This is a genomic window from Rhodococcus sp. NPDC055024, from assembly GCF_053608585.1.
The window spans coordinates 133,549-152,818 of sequence record NZ_JBSGVT010000009.1 but is presented as its reverse complement, the minus strand read 5'-3'; the positions used below and the strand labels follow the sequence as shown (position 1 = coordinate 152,818).

Here is a 19,270-nt window from a genome sequence, read left to right as displayed (position 1 = left end):
GGATTACACCAGACTGGATTCGCGCGAGGCCTCGAGTGTCGACAGCATGCGCGGGGTGATCAGACCCGAACCCTCGGGCGCGTGAGCCGGGTCGGAACCGAGCTCGATCTGCTTGTTGTCGGCATCGACGAACACGACGCGCGGGGAGTACTCCTTGACTTCCTGCTCGTTCATCACGCCGTAGGCGATGAGAATGACCAGGTCGCCGGGCTTGACCAGATGCGCTGCTGCACCGTTGATTCCGATGACACCCGTTCCGCGCTCACCCGCGATGACGTACGTCTCGAGACGCGCGCCGTTGTCGATGTCGACGATGCACACCTGTTCGCCTTCGAGGAGGTCGGCGGCGTCCATCAGATCCTGGTCGACGGTGACAGAGCCGACGTAGTGCAGGTCGGCGTGAGTCACGGTGGCGCGGTGGATCTTCGACTTCATCATTGTGCGAAACATATCCAGGTCCTTACTCGTGAAAAGTGCTCAGTGAGACAGCAGGTCGTCGATGGCGTCGGCGGATGGGTCGGTGTCACGCTCGAGGAAGCCGGTTCCCACGGCAACACCGACATTGTCGATCAGACGGGTCGTTCCGAGCTTGGCGGCCACCAACAGTCGGCCGTCACCCCGCTCGGGAGCGGGGCCCAGATCGACGCCCCGAACCTCGAGGTAGTCGACCTCGATTTCCGGAACAGCTGCCAGGACAGCGCGTGCGGTTTCCAGAATTGCTTCCGCTCCCCCGGCCGCCGCGTGTGCGCCGGCGATCAGAGCTGCGGATAGCGCGACAGCTGCGGCGCGCTGGCTCTCGTCGAGGTAGCGATTGCGAGAGGACAACGCGAGGCCGTCGAACTCGCGGACTGTCGGAACTCCGATGATCTGTACGTCGAAGTTGAGATCCCACACCATCTGACGGATGAGCGTCAGCTGCTGATAGTCCTTCTCACCGAAGTACGCGTGATTGGGCGCCGCGATCTGCAGCAGCTTCGCCACGACCGTCAGCATTCCCGCGAAGTGAGTGGGGCGTGCGCCGCCTTCGAGTTCGCCACCCAACGGTCCGGGCACGATGGTGGTGCGCTGACCACGCGGGTACATCGTCTTGGCGCTGGGCGCGAACACCAATTCGACGCCCTCGGCGCGAAGCAGGTCGAGATCGGCATCGAGAGTGCGCGGGTATGCGTCCAGGTCTTCGCCGGCACCGAACTGCAGCGGGTTCACGAAGATGGAAACGATCACGACGGCGCCGGTGACCTTGGCCTGACGAACCAGTTCGATGTGGCCCGCGTGCAGCGCACCCATCGTCGGAACGAGCGCCACCTGGCGCCCGACTCCACGCAGTGCCCGCGAGACGCGCCGAAGCTTGTCCGGATCGTGGTGCACCGTCAGTTCGCCGCGCTTGTATCCGCCCTGCAAATCACTCACGACGGTCACCTCCCGTTTCAGTCAAGATGTCGAACAATTCGGTGGGGGCGCCCACCCGCTGGGCCGATCGCAAGGACATCGCTCGATAGCCGGCAGCGAGCTCCGGATCCAGTTCTGTCAGTACGCGCAAATGTTTGTCGACGGCAGCGGCATCGCCGCGTGCCACCGGGCCGGTCAACGCCGAGGGACCGCGTCGTAGTGCGTTGTCCAGGGCGGCCGACAACAGCGGTTGCAGGACACGCTCGGCCACTCCACCCGGATCGCCGTCTATCAACTGCTGACCGAGCAACTCGTCACCTTGCAACGACGCTCGCAGCGCCTCGACAGCGTCGACAACGAGGGTGACCAGGTGATTACTGCCGTGAGCCAGGGCAGCGTGGTAGAGCGCGCGGTTCTCCTCGCGCACTCGGACCGGCTCGCCGCCGATCTCGAGGACGAGAGACTGCGCGATCGCGTATCCGATGTCGTCGCCGGCCGTGATTCCGAAGCACGCCGACGACAGCCGCGCAGTGTCTTCGTCGTGACCGGTGAACGTCATCGCCGGATGGATAGCCAAGGGCAGTGCGCCCAGTTCGGTCAGCGGAGCGAGGATCGCAATGCCGTTGGCGCCCGACGTGTGGGCGACGAGCGTGCCCGGCTTGACGGCTTTCGTGGCCGCGAGCCCTCGGACAAGATCAGCAAGCTGGTCGTCCGGAACAGCGAGAATCAGCAGTTCGGAGCGAGCTGCGACGTCGGCGGCCGGAAGAATTTCGGTATCGGGAAGCCGCTTCACAGCGCGGGCGACCGAGGCACTGGAGACTGCGGAGCAAGCGCTGACAACATGACCGGCTCGCTCCAACGCGGCACCGACAGCTGTTCCGACCCGGCCTGCGGAGACAATTCCTACCGTCAATCGCGCAGGTGCAGGTCCATTAGTGATCCCGAAGGAAGTCACCGGATTCCTCTCGTTCGTTCCAGTCCCGCTCGGCGGGTACCAGACGTTCTGCGTCCGAGGATATCCTTCGCCCGAACCGTCATGCCATGGCCGGGCGAGTGATCTGCGACTCAGTCCTCTCGGCGACGGCGTCGACCGGAGCCTTCGGACGGGTTGGCCGAACTCAGATTTGCCATTATTTCGGCGACGGTCAATCCGTTGGAATGAGCACCACTCGCGGCATCTTCCGGGGCAGCGCGACGACGACGGCGCGGCTCGGCGTCGGGCTCAGGTTCTGTTTCCGCGACAACCTCGGGAACAACCTCGGGCACCTCTTCGACGACGGCGTCTTCGATGACGGCGTCTTCGATGTTCGGGGCCTGGGCGGGAGCCTTGATTTCTGGCTCGACCGGCTCCGGATCCTTCTCCACCGGAACATCTTTCGCCGTTCGTGTCGGCGAGGAACTCACAGAACTCACCGGAGAATTCTTCGGGGCCTGGTTCCGGGTCTGATCCTGGGGCTTCTGCGTCTCCTGCGGCTTCTGCGTCGGTATGACGCGTGGCGCAACGAAGCTGCTGTCGCGCCACGACGTCTCCGCGAACACGACGGTTGTCTCAGCAGTCACCGGATCGTCGTTGGGCGAAGCCAACCCGCCGACGTTCGGTGCCGGTTGGCTGGGCCCGCTCTGGCCGGCGCCGGGAACGTACAACCCCGACGGTGCCGGCTGGTACGCGCCGTACGAACTACCGCCAAGTTCCGGCACTCGCGTCGAATCGGTCTTGAGCGCGGTCTGTTCGGGCAGCAGCCCACCTTCGAACAGTGCTTCGAGGTTTCGGCGCAGCGCCACCAATTCGGCGCGCAGCCCGGCCAGTTCCTCCGCGTCCGCGGTCACCTCACGTCGCACGCGACCTTCGACGCTCAATTCGTACTCGCGTCGAGCGGAAATTTCACGCTCGAGCTGCAGTTCGTACACGGTCTGTAGATCGGCAACCTTGGCTTTGTCCAGTGCCGACTCACGCCGATACTTGGTCATGGCGATAGCGCCGAGGGTGGCTGCCCACAGAGCGACGACCAGACCAACCCGAAGAAGCTGAACGCTGTTGCTGAAAATCAGAAACAGCGAAGCAATGACAGCAAGTGCCAGAAGAGCAGCAATGATCATCTGGCTCGCGCTGCGCTTGCTTCGGCGCGCAGACTTCGATCGACCAGAATTTGTCATGGTTGCCAGGGTACTTGCCGAGACCGGGGTCGCCACGTACCTCGGTGGGTGATTTGCCGACCAGGCTGTCAGTGCGCCGGCTCGTCAGGTGTATCTTCCGGCGTCTTGCAACAATGTTCGAGCCACAGAGCTGCCGCTACCAGCGCAATTGCGGCGCCCAACCCCACCCACGCGCCCGGCGTGTCGGAGGCCGCGGCCTGCAGAACCGAGCGCTGTGGGATGAGATACACCAGCACTCCAACCCAGACACCCACGGTAGCTGAACCGACCAAAGCGGATGCTTTTGCCAATGCCAGCGCGCGGGCGGCAGTGATCGGATGGAGTTGTCTGAGACCGTCGCCGACCTGACGATTCTTGACGCGCGCCCGAATGACGAAAGCGAAGACGGCTTCGGCAACGGCCACGAAGTACAGCGACGCTCCCGCATAAACAGGGATGGGCGGCATCGAACCGTAGAACACGCGAATCAGAATCCAGGTGGCCACGGCCGCAACCGCGGCCAGAACCGCGAGTTCACTGATCCGGGTCGGCTTCAAACCCTTGTCTTGTTCGGTCACCGCGCAAGCACCACATCGGTAGTGCGCACACCTTCACGTTCGCTGCGATCGAGGCCGCCGAGAATTTCTGCCACCGACAACTTCCGACCGTCGACGATCAGCGTCGCATCAGGCTCGACGTCCAGCCAGGGAACGAGCACGAATGCCCGAAGATGCGCCCGCGGATGCGGAAGTGTGAGCACGGGATCGGAACTGACGACGCCGTCGCAGTCGACTACGTCCACGTCCAGGCTCCGTGGCCCCCACCGCTGTTCGCGCACCCGATCTGCGGCTTCCTCGAGAGCTTGCGAGCGGCGAAGCCATTCAGCGGCATCGGCGTCGGGATCGTCGACCACCACCACCGCATTGTAGAAATCCTGCTGCTCGACGCCACCCCACGGCGCCGTCGAGTAGACCGGTGAGACAGCAACGACGGAGCTGCCCAACCCGTCGACAACGGACTGCAGGTGAGCCACGCTGTCGCCGATGTTGGAACCGATCGACAGAACAGCGCGTGTCATGCCGACCTGGTCCGATGTGCGACGACGGCGACGTCCGCGAAGACCAGCGGAATCGGCGCCGACGGCTTGTGGACCACGACCTCGACGCTCTCGACTCGCGAATCCTTCATGACGTCGTCAGCGATCTCGGCAGCGACGGTCTCGATGAGATCGCGCGAAGGGCCGGCGACGATTGCTGCGGCGGCTTCCGCCAACTCGCCGTAGTGCAGGGTCTGGGTCAGATCGTCCGACGCCGCGGCGGGCGCCAGGTCCATCCACACCGTGATGTCGATGAAGAAGTCCTGACCGTCACGCTTCTCGTGGTCGAACACTCCGTGATTGCCGCGAACCTTCAGCCCGCGCAATTCGATTCGGTCCCCCATGTCAGGCCCTTTCTCGTCCACGGTTCCAGGCGTCGACCACGGCAATGGCGTCGAGCGAGGCTTGTGCGTCGTGCACCCGAACTCCCCAAGCACCTTCGCGCGCTGCAAGGGCGGAGACCACGGCCGTCGCAGTCTCACGGCCGGCCGGCGGGCGCGGATTGCCTTCGGGATCGCTGAGCAGAGACCCGAGGAACCGCTTACGGGAAGCGCCGACCAGGACCGGGAATCCGAGTGCGTTGAACTCGGGCAAGGCCCGCAACAGAGCCCAGTTGTGGTCGGCGTTCTTCGCGAACCCGAGGCCGGGATCGAGGATGATCGACGACGAATCAACGCCCGCCTTCAACGCCAGGTCGACCTGCGAAAGCAGTTCGTCACGGACGTCTCGGACCACGTCGTCGTAGTGATCGGCACTGCCACGATGGACGTAGTCGCGGGCCGAGCGCCAATGCATGAGGATCCAGGGCACTCCGGCGTCGGCAACCACGGACGCCATGTCGGGGTCCGCGCGACCGCCCGAGACGTCGTTGACGATCCCCGCACCCGCTTCGATCGCGGCTGCGGCGACAGAAGCACGCATCGTGTCGACGCTGACGCGGATTCCCGCAGCAACCAGTTCTTCGATCACCGGGGCAATACGATCGGCCTCGAGTTTCGGGTCCACTCGGGTGGCACCGGGACGCGTCGACTCACCGCCGATGTCGACGATGTCGACGCCAATGCGTTGCAGCTCTAGCCCACGAGAGATCGCCGCGTCACGATCGAGGAATTGGCCACCGTCGGAAAACGAATCGGCGGTGACGTTCAAAATCCCCATCACGACCATCCGGGCCGGATCGCTGTCTGCAACGGAAGCCGCGGACATCTCGCTCACTTACGAAGGATGAGGTCCAGCGCTTCGGACCGTGAGGCCGCGCTGGATTGCAGGAGCCCACGAACCGCAGACGTGGTCGTGCTGGCTCCGGGCTTGCGGATACCGCGCATCGCCATGCACAGATGCTCGGCTTCGATGACGACGATGGCGCCGCGCGGGTCGAGCTTGCGCATCAAAGCATCTGCGATCTGACTGGTCAGGCGTTCTTGAACCTGCGGACGCTTGGCGTACAGGTCGACAACACGCGCCAGCTTCGACAAACCGGTGACCTTGCCGGACTTTCCCGGGATGTAGCCAACGTGGGCGACGCCGTGGAAGGACACCAGGTGGTGCTCGCACGTCGAGAACATCGGAATGTCTCGCACGAGCACCAATTCCTGGTGACCCTCGTCGAAAGTCGTGTTCAACGCGTCGTCGGGCTCGGAGTACAGACCCGCGAAGATCTCCTTGTACGAGCGCGCCACCCGGGCCGGCGTATCGAGCAGGCCTGGGCGCTCCGGATCTTCGCCGACCGCGATCAACAATTCTCGTACGGCAGCCTCTGCCCGCGCCTGATCGAACGGGCGGCCCGTTCCGAGCGACACCAGTTCACTGGCCACATCATTCACCGACAACCGAACTCTCCTCGAGAATTGTTCACAGGTCCCCCGCCGCAGAGCCTAGTGGCGCAAGGTCAGCGAGATCCGTCCGGTCCGTCCCAGCGAACGGTGCTCGGTCCCTCGTCCTCAGCCGAATGATGCGGCGGAGGAGTTTGCGGCTGTTCCGGTGCGGGGCTCTGCCACTGGTTTTCACCCGACGGGTTTCCCCGGTTCGGATCGGCGAAAGGTCCACTGTCCGGGTACTGCACCGGGTAGTCGGGCTGTGCGGGGTAACGGCGGCCGGGGTGCTGCTGCTCCGGGTACGCCTGCTGTCCCGGATGCGGCTGACCGTACTGCCCCTGATCGGGCTGGGGCTGACCGTGTTGGGGCTGACCGTACTGGCCCTGCTGCTGGTTCGGCGGGGTCGGATTCTGTCCACCGGTGTATCCACCCGACTGCTGTCCGGGGTACGTCGGCGACTGGTTCTCACGCGGAGGCCAACCCGGTGCCGACCATCCGGCGGGCGCTCCGTAGTCGGGTGTTCCCGGTTGCGGAGTCTGCTGCGGCGCACTCGGCTGCGGGTACGAAGGCTGCGCGTAGCCGTTCGAGGGTCCCTGGTTGCCGTTGTTGGGAAGACCGCCGTTGTTGGGGGCACCACTGTTGGCTGCGCCGGCCTTGACGAGAACAGGGGCGGCAGCGGGCTCCGGCCAGGTTTCGCCACGCTCGATCGCGAGTTCGCGCGGAGTTTTCACCGGCGGACGATCCGAAGGCGTGCGACCGCCGAAATCGTTGAAAGCCGTGATGCGCGGACGCTTTTCGACGCCGGCAAGGATCTTCTCGAGGTCCTTGCGAGTCAACGTCTCACGCTCGAGCAGTTCGGTAGCGATGAGGTCGAGCGCATCGCGGTACTCGTTGAGGATTGCCCACGCTTCGGTGTGCGCTGCCTCGATGAGGTTGCGCACCTCTTCGTCGATTTCACGAGCGATCTCGTGTGAGTAGTCGGACTGCACGCCCATCGAACGGCCGAGGAACGGATCCCCGCCCTCCTGGCCGTAGCGAACCGCGCCGAGCTTGGCACTCATGCCGTATTCGGTGACCATCGCGCGGGCGATCTTTGTCGCCATGTCGATATCGGACGACGCTCCCGTGGTGGGCTCGTGGAACACCAGCTCCTCGGCGGCGCGTCCACCCATTGCCATGACGAGACGCGCGATCATCTCGGAACGCGTCATCAAACCCTTGTCGTCCTCGGGCACGGTCATCGCGTGACCGCCGGTGCGACCGCGAGCGAGGATCGTGACCTTGTAGACCGGCTCGATGTCAGGCATTGCCCAAGCAGCGAGCGTGTGACCGCCCTCGTGGTAGGCCGTGATCTTCTTCTCGTGCTCGCTGATGATGCGACTCTTACGCCGCGGTCCACCGACAACACGGTCCACCGATTCCTCGAGCGAGGCTTCGGTGATGACGGTTCCGTTTTCGCGTGCGGTGAGCAGCGCAGCCTCGTTGATGACGTTGGCGAGATCGGCACCCGACATTCCGACGGTCCGCTTGGCGAGACCTTCGAGATCGGCGTTGGGATCGATCGGCTTGCCCTGCGAGTGCACGCGCAGGATCGCGCGGCGGCCGGCGAGGTCGGGGGCGCCGACCGGAATCTGGCGATCGAAGCGTCCCGGACGCAGCAGTGCGGGGTCCAGGATGTCGGGGCGGTTGGTTGCGGCGATCAAGATGATGCCGGTGCGGTCACCGAAGCCGTCCATCTCGACGAGCAACTGGTTGAGCGTCTGCTCACGTTCGTCGTGTCCGCCGCCCAGACCTGCGCCGCGCTGACGACCGACGGCGTCGATCTCGTCGACGAAGATGATGCAGGGGCTGTTCTGCTTGGCCTGCTCGAACATGTCGCGAACACGCGAAGCACCGACACCGACGAACATCTCGACGAAGTCCGAACCGGAGATGGTGAAGAACGGGACGCCGGCTTCGCCTGCGACAGCGCGAGCGAGCAGCGTCTTACCGGTTCCGGGAGGGCCGTACAGCAGGACGCCGCGCGGAATCTTGGCGCCGAGCGCCTGGTAGCGAGCCGGGTTCTGCAGGAAGTCCTTGATCTCGTACAGCTCTTCGACAGCCTCGTCCGCACCGGCGACGTCGGCGAACGTGGTTTTCGGCATGTCCTTGGTGAGCTGCTTGGCCTTCGATTTACCGAATCCCATGACTCCGCCGCGACCGCCGCCGCCCTGCATCCGGTTCATGACGAAGAAGAAGATGCCGAACAGAATGATCATCGGCAGCACGAACAGAAGGATCGACGTCAGCCAACTCTCCTGCGTGACCGAAGTGTTGAACTTGTCCGCACCGGCGCCTTCGACCTTGTCGAAGATCTGCTCGGACGCACTCGCGGGGTACTTCGCCAGGATCTGCGTCTTACCGTCGGTGGCGTCGTTGCCGTTCTTGAGCCACAGGCGAACCTGCTGCTCACGGTCGTCGATCTGCGCCGACGCAACGTTCTTGGCGTCGAGTTGGGAGATCGCGACCGACGTGTCGACGGTCTTGAAGTCGCGGGTGTCGTTGCTGAAGTAACTGAAGGCATAGATCACCAACAGCACGACGGCTACGAGTAGCACGTTACGGAACACAGTCTTACGGTTCATACAGGTCGGCCGATGTGGCCGGTCCTTTCGAGAGTGCGGGTCTGCCAGGTCGCCTTCCGGCTGCCAACCGGACACCTGCAGGTTACCGCGATCGGCCCCATCGATGCCCGCCAGCAGCCGTGCCGCTTGGTCGGAACGGTCGTCACTGTGTTCAACGTGCGTATTGCCGATCAGGTTCCCGGGCTACGCCGCAGCACAGTTTCCCGTGAGCGAACACGCTCATAGCGGTTATCGTGCGCTTTTCGGACGCTTTGTCGGGCTGGTTTGGCCGAGGCGCCTCAGACGGTCTCGGAGAGGATTCCCGCGACAGCGTCGGCGGCGCCCGATTGGTCACCGTCGATGATGCGGTGTGCGAGCTGATCGAGTCGCGCAGACAGCCGAGCCGACGACTCGGGCACGTCCGCCTGCTGGGCGATCGTGTCGTCGAGATCAGCCAATAAGCCACCTCCGGCAAGGTGCCTGACACAACGCCACGTCTCGGCGAAGTTTCTCGCGGTCCCGTCGTCGGTCAACATCGCGACCCGCAGCGCAGCGTTGGGATTCGACGCCGCCGCCCGAGCCAGCCCGGCCATGATCGCTTCCCGCGCCGCAGTCAGTTCGTCGACGGTCCGATCCTGAAGCCGCACGCCCGAGTCCGCGGAGCGGCCCGCGCCGGGCGTCGGTGCTTCACGAATCACTGCTCCGTTGCCGTGCTGGATTTCGACTCGGCCCCGGATCTCGAGAGCAACGAGCGCCTGAGACAGCGATGCGCGGCTCACGCCGAGTTCGGCAGCCAGGCTGCGTTCGGGAGGAAGCCGATCGCCTGGCGAAAGACCTTGAGCCTCGATGAAATTCGAAATGTGCTCGGCCAACTGCTCGTACAGACGCGGACGCTTCAATCGTCCGGGCAGGCCCGAGCGCGATCCGGGCGATGACGTCGAATTCATGCCTCGGAGTGTACTTGACAAATGGAGCAGTGGCAGAGAGGCTAGGCCAATTCCAAGTGATGCAGACCACAAGCTGGTCGCGAACGGATTGAGAGTTCGATGGCAAATGTCATAGCCCTGTCAGTACTTGTCCTGGTGTTCGTCATATCCACCGTGAGGTCGGTGAACATGGGTGCGCTTGCCCTGGTGGCTGCCTTTGTCGTCGGAACACTGGTCTTCACCGTCGATACCAGCGAGATCCTCGACGGCTTCCCGGCCAGCCTCTTCGTCATCCTGGTCGGCGTCACCTACCTGTTCGCGCTGGCCAGAAACAACGGCACGGTCGACTGGATCATTCACGCGGCCGTCCGGGCGGTCAGAGGACGAGTGGCCCTCGTGCCGTGGGCGATGTTCGCGGTGTGCGCGGCCGTTACTGCCATGGGTGCGGTCAGCCCCGCTGCCGTGGCCATCATCGCGCCCGTGGCGATGGGCTTCGCCACCCGCTACCGAATCCACCCCATGCTGATGGGCTTCATGGTCGTCCAGGGCGCAACGGCGGGCAGTTTCTCCCCCATCGGAATCTTCGGTGTCATCACCAACGACGTCATGCGCCAGAACGGCCTCCCGTCGAGCCCGGCTTTGCTGTTCGTCTCGACCTTCGCGGCCGCGGCCGTTGTTGCTGCCATCGCGTACGTCTCGTTCGGCGGTCGCGCACTGATTGCGCGCGGCGCCTCCGAACGCGTGCTCGTCAACGCAGTCGGCAACGCGACTGGCGGTGGCGACACCATCACCGGTTCGGGTTCCGGTGATAGCTCGAAGGGTGGCGGCAAGTCCTCCGGTGGGACCGCTCCGCACGAGGGAGCACTCAATCTCGAGCGCCGACTCACCCTGCTCGGACTGGCGTCACTTGCACTCGGCGCCTTGGTCTTCGACCTCGACGTCGGATTCACCGCACTGACCGTCGCGGTACTTCTCACCCTGATCTTCCCGGCCTCCGCCCGCGGCGCCGTCGACAAGATCAGCTGGGGCACCGTGCTCCTCATCGGCGGAATTGTCACGTACGTCGCTCTTCTGCAGAACCAGAACACCGTCCAGTGGCTCGGGGATTCGGTTGCACACGTCGGCATTCCACTTCTCGCAGCCTTCTTGATCTGCCTGATCGGCGCGATCGTATCGGCGTTTGCATCCACCACCGGAATCCTGGGAGCACTTATCCCCTTGGCTATTCCCTTCCTCATGACCGGTCAGGTCAATGCAACCGGTCTGGTCATCGCGCTGGCAATCTCCTCGTCTCTGGTCGATTGCAGTCCGTTCTCGACCAATGGTGCTCTGGTGGTGGCGAACGCCGCTCCGGAAGAACGCGACGTGGTGTTCGGGCTGACGATGCGGTGGGGCATGACCATCATGGTGGTGACACCGATCCTCGCCTGGTTGCTGTTCGTTGTTCCCTGGTCCGTCTGAATCTTCGCTCAAAGAAAGGGAACTCGCGATGAACAGCGAATCCACACTTCTGCGCTCCCTCGACCCTCGCACATTCGACGACCACGAGGCGGCGGTCAGTTTCGGCGAAGGCTCGACCCTCTCTCGCGCCGACCTGTTGGCCGCCGCCACCGCGGTAGCCGATCAAATACATGGTGCACAGCGAGTGGCAGTACAAGCCGCCGCCGGCCTCGAGACGGTGGTCGCCGTCACCGGCGCACTGATCGCCGGTGTTGCCGTGGTCCCGATCCCACCGGACTCCGGCCCGCTCGAGCGTCAGCACATCATCGCCGATTCCAAGGCCGAACTTGTACTCGGAGAAGGACCGTCGGATTCAAGCATCCCGTTGATTCCCATCGATATTCACGCGCGATCCGCGACGTCTTATCCCGAGCCGAACGCGGCTGCTACCGCACTGATCATGTACACCTCGGGAACCACCGGAGCACCGAAAGGCGTCGTCCTCTCGCGAGCGGCGATCGCAGCAGATCTCGACGCACTTGCCCACGTGTGGGATTGGACTCCGGAGGACACACTCGTCCACGGACTGCCCCTCTTCCACGTCCACGGACTGATCCTCGGAGTGCTGGGCGCGTTGCGCGTGGGCTCGCCGCTGATTCATACCGTCAGACCGACCCCGGATTCGTATGCGGCCGCGGGCGGCTCGTTGTACTTCGGTGTTCCGACCGTCTGGTCACGCGTGTGCGGTGATCCCTCGGCGGCGGCAGCATTGCGATCTGCGCGCTTGCTCGTGTCCGGCAGTGCACCACTTCCGGTTCCGTTGTTCGAGCGGATGAAATCGCTGACGGGGTTGGCTCCCGTCGAGCGCTACGGAATGAGTGAAACCCTCATCACCGTCAGCACGACGCACGACGGTGAACGCCGCCCGGGTTGGGTCGGGCACGCCGTTCCCGGAGTCAGGACGAGGTTGCGCGGTGAGAACGGTGAATTGTCGGCGCACGACGGAGAGCAGCTAGGTCAACTGGAAGTCGCGGGAGCCGTGCTCTTCGACGAGTACCTCGGGAACCCCTCGAAGACAGCGGAATCCATGACCGAGGACAGTTGGTTCCGCACCGGTGACATCGCGGTGATCGACGAAAGCGGCTTCCACCGCATCGTCGGTCGCGAGTCGGTCGACATGATCAAGTCCGGTGGATACCGCATCGGTGCCGGCGAGGTGGAACAGGCCCTTCTCGCATACCCCGGTGTTCGCGAGGCCGCCGTCGTCGGTGTGCCGGACGACGACCTCGGCCAGCGCATAGTCGCCTTCATCGTCGGCGACGTAGCCGACTGCACCGTGGTTTCGGACTTCGTCGCCGAATCGCTGTCGATCCACAAGCGTCCTCGCCAGGTTTGTCTGGTGGACAGCTTGCCCCGCAATGCCATGGGCAAGGTGCAGAAGAAGCTGCTGACGACCTGAAGGCATGCGTGTTTCGTTCGAAGCGCGCTCGCTCACTGTCTGGTGACCACGACGACGGCGTCAGCCATCCGATCGTGAAAACCGCGTACATCCGGTGCAGAGCTGATCGAGACGATGATCGCGATCGAAATACCTACTGTTACAACAGTACCCAGGATACTGGCGATACTGCCCAACGACATCATGTTCAGCATGCCGACGAGCTCGTCACCACTACCGAGCATGGCCAACGCCGAAACAGCCGATCCGAGGTACATGGGGATCACGAATGCATTCCGTCTGAAGGATTGCGCCAGGGTCGGGCGCGCACCTCCTACCGAGCGAACGCCTATTCCGAGGGCGAGTTTGCCCAGGGTTACCCCGAATGCTGACTCTCCCCACACGAAGTACACGATCGAACCCATCCCGATCAGGAGGCCGATCAGACCCGAACTTGTCCGGTAGGCATCGAAGTCGAAACCGTTTCCGAGCGTCGCGGTGGAGATCATGCCGCCGACGACCGACACCACTGCGAGAATGGCAAAATCGATGAACCGCGCGGCAACTCGTATCCCGGCTCCGGCCGGCCGAAGACCACCAGGCCGGAGTGGAACGCCGGTCGGCGCATACCCCAGGTTCGGTTGCGGCACGGCCAGCGGCGGTGCAGCCAGTTGCACGGGGTCGCTACCGGAGCGGGATTCCGGTGCGTTCGAGGTGAAGCTCTCGGTCGCAGGTTCGGGTTCGGGTTCGGGTTCGGGTTCGGGTAGACCGAATTGCCTAGCAGCCCTTCGATCCAACGCCTCATCCACAGCAGGATCGCCCAGCGCTCCGAGCCACGTCACAAGATCGTCGTACGTCGACGGATTCGCGGCAATCGCCGGCCGCAACTCCGGCGAACTCGACGCGATCTCGAACAGCACCGCCGCCGGGGTCCGCGGATCTCCAGCCTCGAGAGCACGCCCCGAAGGCTTCACCGGCGCAGGCACCGACACGGGCACGGGCACCGGTTCAGGCTCAGGCTCAGGCTCAGGTAGACCGAATTGCCCAGCAGCCCTTCGATCCAACGCCGCATCCACAGCAGGATCACCCAACGCCTCGAGCCACGTCACAAGATCGTCGTACGTCGACGGATTCGCAGCAATCGCCGGCCGCAACTCCGGCGAACTCGACGCAATCTCGAACAGCACCGCCGCCGGAGTCCGCGGATCCGCAGCCTCGAGAGCACGCCTCGAAGGCTGAACGGGCTGTCCAAGACTCGGTACCGCAGCTGTAACCGTGGTGGCCGACGCGAACAGTTGCACCCCCGCATACAAATTCCGAACAGCCGGTGAGACTGTGAGAGCGAGAGCAAGCAGAACCACCAGCACCGCCAGAGCAAGATCGAATATCCATGCACTGTAATATATTTCGCCGTACGTGGTCGACTGTACAACTAGACGAGCAATCATCAGAACGAGCAGCGCGACACAGACTCCGAGAACAACCTCGCGCGACGGGCGAGGATCAGACGAAGAATAGCGGAGCGACAGCGCTCTGACTCCGACGACGGCAAGAATCCCGACGAGTATCGCGAGAACAGCGAGCACTAACGCATCTCCCCACGGCACGATGCCAAATTGTGTTGCTGCCATTGCGATCTGAGAGAACCCAACACCGAAGCTCCACACCGCGATCAACAGCATGCCGTTTCGTGCCGCTGCGAGCCAGACGTATCCGGGGTGCGTCCCGTCGCCGACGAACGCAACACCGAATGGAATGAATGTAATTGCGGCTGCGGCAATCAAGAACGTGATGCCGTAGTACGGACTAGCCGTGACCGTGTGGAACAGCTCGACACTTGTGCCCTCGCTGATCGAGTGGAGTAATCCGGCTGCGAGGAGAGCGATGCCGAGCGCGGCGATGGTGAGGCGCCAGGACGCAAACCGTCTGGCGAGACCGACTGCCGCAACACCCACCACGACGATCGGAACGGCCGACGACACGAAGAGAACGATCAGGCTCTCGAAAGTCTGCGGCCCGTCGTAATATCGGTAGCGACTGGCGGAGACCAGGATGTAGATCAGCGCGAGTAGCGCCGAGGCCACTGACGACCCCCAAGCCACAAACACAAGCGGCTTCACCAACGCCAACCATCGCGGCGCGGTTCGAGGGTCGATGCGAATTTCTGCTGCTCGCGGTTGAGCGGAGAGCAGGGCGCCGGCAAGCCCGAACCACGCTCCGGCGCCGACCCCGTTGCCGGTGAAGATACTCGAACTCTCACTGAATCGGAACATTCCACGAATGACGTCGTAGGCGACAAGGCCCACGACAGTGGCAATGAGCGGTCCGTTGGACGCCAGACGCAACACTCGTATCTGCCCGACATTCCAATTCGGCCCGAGCATTCCGAGTCGCGCCACGTACGGCAGTAACAGCGACGCCAGCGACAGCAGTGTCGGCAGAACCAGAAGCACCACAAGAGCACTCGAACCGACGCGGGCTATTCCGACGGTCGCACTCCACGGTAAGAAGAGCGACACGAAGAGCAGTGCCGCGGATGTCCCGTCGCGGGTGTAGTCACCGATCCGAATATCCTCGAACGCAGATCGGGTCGGTGAATAGCTCTGGGGCGGTGGATACATGCCGTGTGACTGGGGCAAACTGTTTATCGATGGTTCACCGGGTTGACGCGAGTTGTCTTCGGTCATTCGCCAAGCTCCTCAGATGTGGGAAGTGCGCCGAACGGGTCAGGCACTATCGCCGATATTTGGTGGTTCCCGACGAATCACGATCGTTACTGACGATCTTGGCGAAGCATTGATCGTTGGCGATCCGCTTCGAATCGCACCACCCGTTGGCCGCATCTGCATCCGCAAACGTCAAGCCTGCGACGGTGATCCACCAACCACGGAGATCGAAGGTCCGCCATTCGTCACTCCAGAGCAGACGTACCTCCGGATACATGAGACGAAGTTCGAGATGCTGTCGCAGGATCTGGGCAGCAGTCCAATGCACCTGAGCGCCATTGATATCCGCCGCATCGAGTCCGACCCGCTTGGAGGATATCTGGGCCACCCACCTGTTCGCGAGGTCACCGGTGACAAACGGACGATCGGCGTCGGTCTGGGCCCGGAGGGCGTCGAGACTCGCGGATTCGACGTCGCCCGTGGTCGGCTGCGCACTACGCGTGGGCCGAATCGGTGTATTGGTGTCACTTCGCGATGCCGGCCCGGATGTCAGGTTGGTATCACTCGTCCCTTCGTCCTCACACTCGACGAGTTGAGCACCTGACGCTCTCGAATTGGTCAGACTCGAAGACTCACCGAGAGTGTTCGGCAGCCTCCAGAAGCTACCGAGGTCGTACAGGAACTCGCGTTGGATCGAGTTCGTCGTGTTCGTCCCATCGGTTCGGGGAAGATAGATCGGTGCTTCGGAGAAGTCGAACACCGCCGACGCAACGCTCTGGCCGGTGTCGGTGATCGACACACGAAGCGCGTCGGTGGAGACGATGTCTCCGCCGGGACATGATGCTTTCATTTCCATTCGAACGACGAGACCCTCTGCCTGCGTGCGGTATTCAACCGGCGTCAGGGTCGGTATCCGTCCGCATTTCGTGACGTACTCGTCGCCTCCGTCTGCTTCAGGGACAGCGGGCAGTTTGCCTGGCGCTCCCGACGGTCCGCCGGTCGGTGGGTAGTAGACGAACTCGTCATTGGAGATCGAGGCGAGTCCGTCGTGGGCCTTCGACCACGACCAGTGGTTGGTGTGGGAATCGAGTGACCAACTGATGGAGCCGTCGTCGAGTTCGACGGCAAGAACCCTGCCGTCGTTGGGATGGACGAGAATTCGCTCACCGTCCGAGACCGAGAAAGAGAAGTAGTCACCGATCTTGGTCGACCACAACTGCTCCCCGGTGTCGATTCGGTAGGCGGAAAGTGTGTCCGAGTCGTTGCCCAGCACGATGTCGCCGACGATTCTGTGTAACGAGAAGCGATCACCGCCGGTGACCGACCACAACTCGGTGCCGTCACTGATGTTGTACGCGCCATGCGAACCGATGTACGGACGAGAGTTCGATGCCGAGACAAGCCACGGCGATGCCGGTCTGTCTTCGCCAACTCGAAATCTCTCGGTCCCGTCATGGTCGGACACGATGCTGGAGTATCCGTCCGACGGAAATGGCATCGCGCAGAGGACGCCGGCAAAGCCCTGACCTGGAAGGGCCTCGTAGCCACCGAGATTCGGATTCGAAAGCAGCGCGCCGTCGACCGCGCTGAGCGCCGTCGATCCGATGCTCGAGTAGTAGACGATGCCGTCCACGATCTCGAACGAATGCGAATCGCCGGATCCGACGCAGTCGGTTTCCTGTGGAGTTGTCGTTGTCCACGCCGCGTCGAGGTCGGTGGGGGTTCCGCGCGAAATCACTTGCCCGGACTGGTTGCCGCCCACGGTGAAGAGTGCACCGTCGGAAACCTCGACCAGGGTGGCTGTATCTGTGTCGACACTCGAACGAATCGTCCCCGAGTCGAGCGAGAAGGAAACGACTCGCGCTGTTCCACCAGGATTCCTGACGACACAAGGTAGGGCTGCATCGATCGCGGCGGTCGCACACGACACCGTGCCGGCGACCGGCGTTTGCCATCGAATGGATCCGCTTTCGGCGTCGACAGCAACGAGTTGGGATTGCTGACCCTGTTGTGGTCCGACCGTTGTGATCAGATTCTGTCCCAACTCGATGAATCTTGCCGTTCCATAGCTCGCACCGAGCGAATCAGGCCACAGAAATCTTCCGCCCGGCAGAACATCGTCAACGTCCAACGACCACCCTGGCGTCGGCCGAGTGGGGTAGGTGTTGACCAACTGGCCTGCCACCGGTCCGTCGGAGTCTCCCGACCGGAGAATCGTGACAACGGTGACGGTGCCCGCGGCGAGGGCTGCGAGGGCGGTAAGAGCCGTAACGGCAACAATCCATCCCCGGCCACGAGAGCGAGCGGCCGGCGGATGTCCGGTAGCCGGAGCCTGCATTGGCGGTGGCGGGGGCGGCGGGGGTGGCGGGGGTGGCGGGGGCAACGTCATCGGCTGTGACTTCCTCTGTCGATCATTCGTCCGCCAGGCAAAGCACTACGACCGGACTCTCTTTACGAACCCAATCGGCGGCGCACGCAGACGTGGACGTGCCGCGGCTGACTACTCGGTGAGTGGCGCTGCTCGAGCTGCACGAGACCGGACTGACATACGTCTCGCTTGTCCCGTCGCCCTTGTCCGCTCCGAGCCTTCGGACGATGCAGTCGCCTACCGAGGCATTTGCGATGACCGTCGCCGTGTCGCTTCCGCTGTACGTCGGCGCTACCGTCCTGGATGTGGTGGTCGAATAGGTCGGATACGTCGCACTCGACGTTTCAGATGTGTAGTAGAGAGAAGACGCGCTGTCGTAGTCGTCGAACGCACGGGTGAAGGCGTTGGCAATGAGAAACATCCACACGATCGACAACACCAGAAGTGCGGTGAAGATGTAGCCGATCACCAGACCGGCGATTGCGAGTCCTCGCCCCTGCTCACCGGTTCGCTTGATCTGCGCCAGCGAAATGTGGCCGAGCACGATTCCGACCGGCGCCAGCACGAGCGCCCCAACCAGGGCTGCAATTGCGAAACCGTTGGTGGTCGGCGGTTGGTACAGAACGCCTTGCGGTTGCGCATTCCAGTACTGCTGCTCGCCCTCGGGCGGCAGTGGCGGAGGGGGCGGCGGTGGAGGAGGCGGTGGCGGAAGAGTCACCGAATTGGCCGTCGATAGCGCATTCCGTGAATCTAGCGAGGCCTCACAGACCTGTCTGTCGTCCGTTCGGAGGATTGATGCAGAGAGGCTGAAGTGTGAAGAGTGTTAACCGGCGAGCAGGCTCAGCCGCCGTAAACCTCGGGGTCCAGGGTGCCGATGTACGGCAGATCGCGGTACCGCTCGGCGTAGTCGAGGCCGTAACCGACGACGAACTCGTTGGGGATGTCGAAGCCCACGTCGCGGACGTCGACGTCGATCTTGACCGCGTCGGGCTTGCGGAGCAATGTGACGACCTCGAGCGAAGCGGGGTTACGCGTCTTGAGGTTGCGCATCAACCAGGACAGCGTGAGACCGGAGTCGATGATGTCTTCGACGATCAGCACGTGGCGACCGGCGATGTCCTTGTCGAGGTCCTTGAGGATGCGGACGACGCCCGAAGACGAGGTCGAGGATCCGTAGGAGCTGACGGCCATGAATTCCATCTGCGACGGGATCGGCAGGGCGCGGGCGAAGTCGGTCATGAAGAAGACCGCTCCCTTGAGGACGCCGATCAGCAGGAGATCCCCTTCGGGGGCGCCTGCCGGGTAACGCTTGGCGATTTCCTCAGCCAGTTCCGCCGTTCGTGCACGGATCTGTTCTTCGGAGATCAGTACCGATGCGATGTCGCCCTCGTACACGC

17 protein-coding genes are annotated in these 19,270 nt (G+C 63.3%); 2 read left to right on the top strand and 15 right to left on the bottom strand.

The features are described from left to right. Positions 1-3 precede the first annotated feature (3 nt). The 11 genes from panD to ACWF6P_RS19810 all read right to left on the bottom strand — a co-directional run bounded on the left by panD (position 4) and on the right by ACWF6P_RS19810 (position 9,982). Positions 4-450 (bottom strand): aspartate 1-decarboxylase, encoded by a 447-nt coding sequence (gene panD, locus ACWF6P_RS19860; protein ID WP_003945761.1) that lies wholly within the window; start codon positions 448-450, stop codon positions 4-6. A gap of 27 nt (positions 451-477) precedes the next feature. Further along, positions 478-1,410 carry a pantoate--beta-alanine ligase gene (panC, locus tag ACWF6P_RS19855; protein WP_378546243.1) on the bottom strand — a complete coding sequence of 311 codons (933 nt, stop codon included), beginning with the start codon at positions 1,408-1,410 and terminating at the stop codon, positions 478-480. Then, the gene (locus ACWF6P_RS19850; RefSeq protein WP_452622188.1) at positions 1,403-2,344 is read right to left on the bottom strand and encodes a Rossmann-like and DUF2520 domain-containing protein; all 942 of its coding nucleotides are present in this window, start codon (positions 2,342-2,344) and stop codon (positions 1,403-1,405) included. Before ACWF6P_RS19850 ends, panC begins: the two co-directional genes overlap by 8 nt. 110 nt (positions 2,345-2,454) lie before the next feature. Continuing rightward, positions 2,455-3,543: a DUF6779 domain-containing protein gene (locus tag ACWF6P_RS19845; RefSeq protein ID WP_452622187.1), complete on the bottom strand. Its 1,089-nt coding sequence runs from the start codon at positions 3,541-3,543 to the stop codon at positions 2,455-2,457. A gap of 68 nt (positions 3,544-3,611) precedes the next feature. Further along, positions 3,612-4,079 carry a DUF3180 domain-containing protein gene (locus ACWF6P_RS19840; RefSeq protein WP_230816814.1) on the bottom strand — a complete coding sequence of 156 codons (468 nt, stop codon included), beginning with the start codon at positions 4,077-4,079 and terminating at the stop codon, positions 3,612-3,614. A gap of 17 nt (positions 4,080-4,096) precedes the next feature. Further along, complete coding sequence (gene folK / locus ACWF6P_RS19835) at positions 4,097-4,600, bottom strand: 2-amino-4-hydroxy-6-hydroxymethyldihydropteridine diphosphokinase (RefSeq protein WP_452622186.1); 504 nt, start codon at positions 4,598-4,600, stop codon at positions 4,097-4,099. Beyond that, positions 4,597-4,962 (bottom strand): dihydroneopterin aldolase, encoded by a 366-nt coding sequence (gene folB, locus ACWF6P_RS19830; protein WP_003945780.1) that lies wholly within the window; start codon positions 4,960-4,962, stop codon positions 4,597-4,599. Before folB ends, folK begins: the two co-directional genes overlap by 4 nt. 1 nt (position 4,963) lies before the next feature. Beyond that, positions 4,964-5,824: a dihydropteroate synthase gene (gene folP / locus ACWF6P_RS19825; protein ID WP_378448270.1), complete on the bottom strand. Its 861-nt coding sequence runs from the start codon at positions 5,822-5,824 to the stop codon at positions 4,964-4,966. Positions 5,825-5,829: 5 nt separating this feature from the next. Continuing rightward, entirely contained in the window at positions 5,830-6,447 is a 618-nt protein-coding gene (gene folE / locus ACWF6P_RS19820; RefSeq protein WP_019746783.1) for a GTP cyclohydrolase I FolE, read from the bottom strand. Positions 6,448-6,506: 59 nt separating this feature from the next. Beyond that, a complete protein-coding gene (gene ftsH, locus ACWF6P_RS19815) occupies positions 6,507-9,056 on the bottom strand; it encodes an ATP-dependent zinc metalloprotease FtsH (RefSeq protein WP_452622185.1) in 2,550 nt (849 codons plus the stop codon). A gap of 278 nt (positions 9,057-9,334) precedes the next feature. Then, on the bottom strand, positions 9,335-9,982 hold the full coding sequence (locus ACWF6P_RS19810) for a FadR/GntR family transcriptional regulator (RefSeq protein ID WP_452622184.1): 648 nt from the start codon (positions 9,980-9,982) through the stop codon (positions 9,335-9,337). 99 nt (positions 9,983-10,081) lie between these two features. On the opposite strand from ACWF6P_RS19810, the gene ACWF6P_RS19805 reads away from it, so the two are divergent. Both ACWF6P_RS19805 and ACWF6P_RS19800 read left to right on the top strand, forming a co-directional pair. Continuing rightward, complete coding sequence (locus tag ACWF6P_RS19805) at positions 10,082-11,422, top strand: SLC13 family permease (protein WP_452622183.1); 1,341 nt, start codon at positions 10,082-10,084, stop codon at positions 11,420-11,422. A gap of 28 nt (positions 11,423-11,450) precedes the next feature. Beyond that, positions 11,451-12,860, top strand: a complete 1,410-nt coding sequence (locus ACWF6P_RS19800) for an acyl-CoA synthetase (protein WP_452622182.1) — start codon at positions 11,451-11,453, stop codon at positions 12,858-12,860. 32 nt (positions 12,861-12,892) lie between these two features. Here the strand turns inward: ACWF6P_RS19800 and ACWF6P_RS19795 are convergent, their stop codons facing one another. From ACWF6P_RS19795 to hpt, 4 genes are all read right to left on the bottom strand, one after another. Next, positions 12,893-15,526, bottom strand: coding sequence for an RDD family protein (locus ACWF6P_RS19795; RefSeq protein WP_452622181.1), 2,634 nt, complete (start codon positions 15,524-15,526; stop codon positions 12,893-12,895). Between the two features lie 46 nt (positions 15,527-15,572). Then, positions 15,573-17,894, bottom strand: a complete 2,322-nt coding sequence (locus tag ACWF6P_RS19790) for an outer membrane protein assembly factor BamB family protein (RefSeq protein ID WP_452622180.1) — start codon at positions 17,892-17,894, stop codon at positions 15,573-15,575. A gap of 22 nt (positions 17,895-17,916) precedes the next feature. Beyond that, positions 17,917-18,591 (bottom strand): DUF4190 domain-containing protein, encoded by a 675-nt coding sequence (locus ACWF6P_RS19785; RefSeq protein WP_452622179.1) that lies wholly within the window; start codon positions 18,589-18,591, stop codon positions 17,917-17,919. Between the two features lie 122 nt (positions 18,592-18,713). Further along, complete coding sequence (hpt, locus tag ACWF6P_RS19780) at positions 18,714-19,268, bottom strand: hypoxanthine phosphoribosyltransferase (RefSeq protein WP_019746778.1); 555 nt, start codon at positions 19,266-19,268, stop codon at positions 18,714-18,716. Positions 19,269-19,270 lie beyond the last annotated feature (2 nt).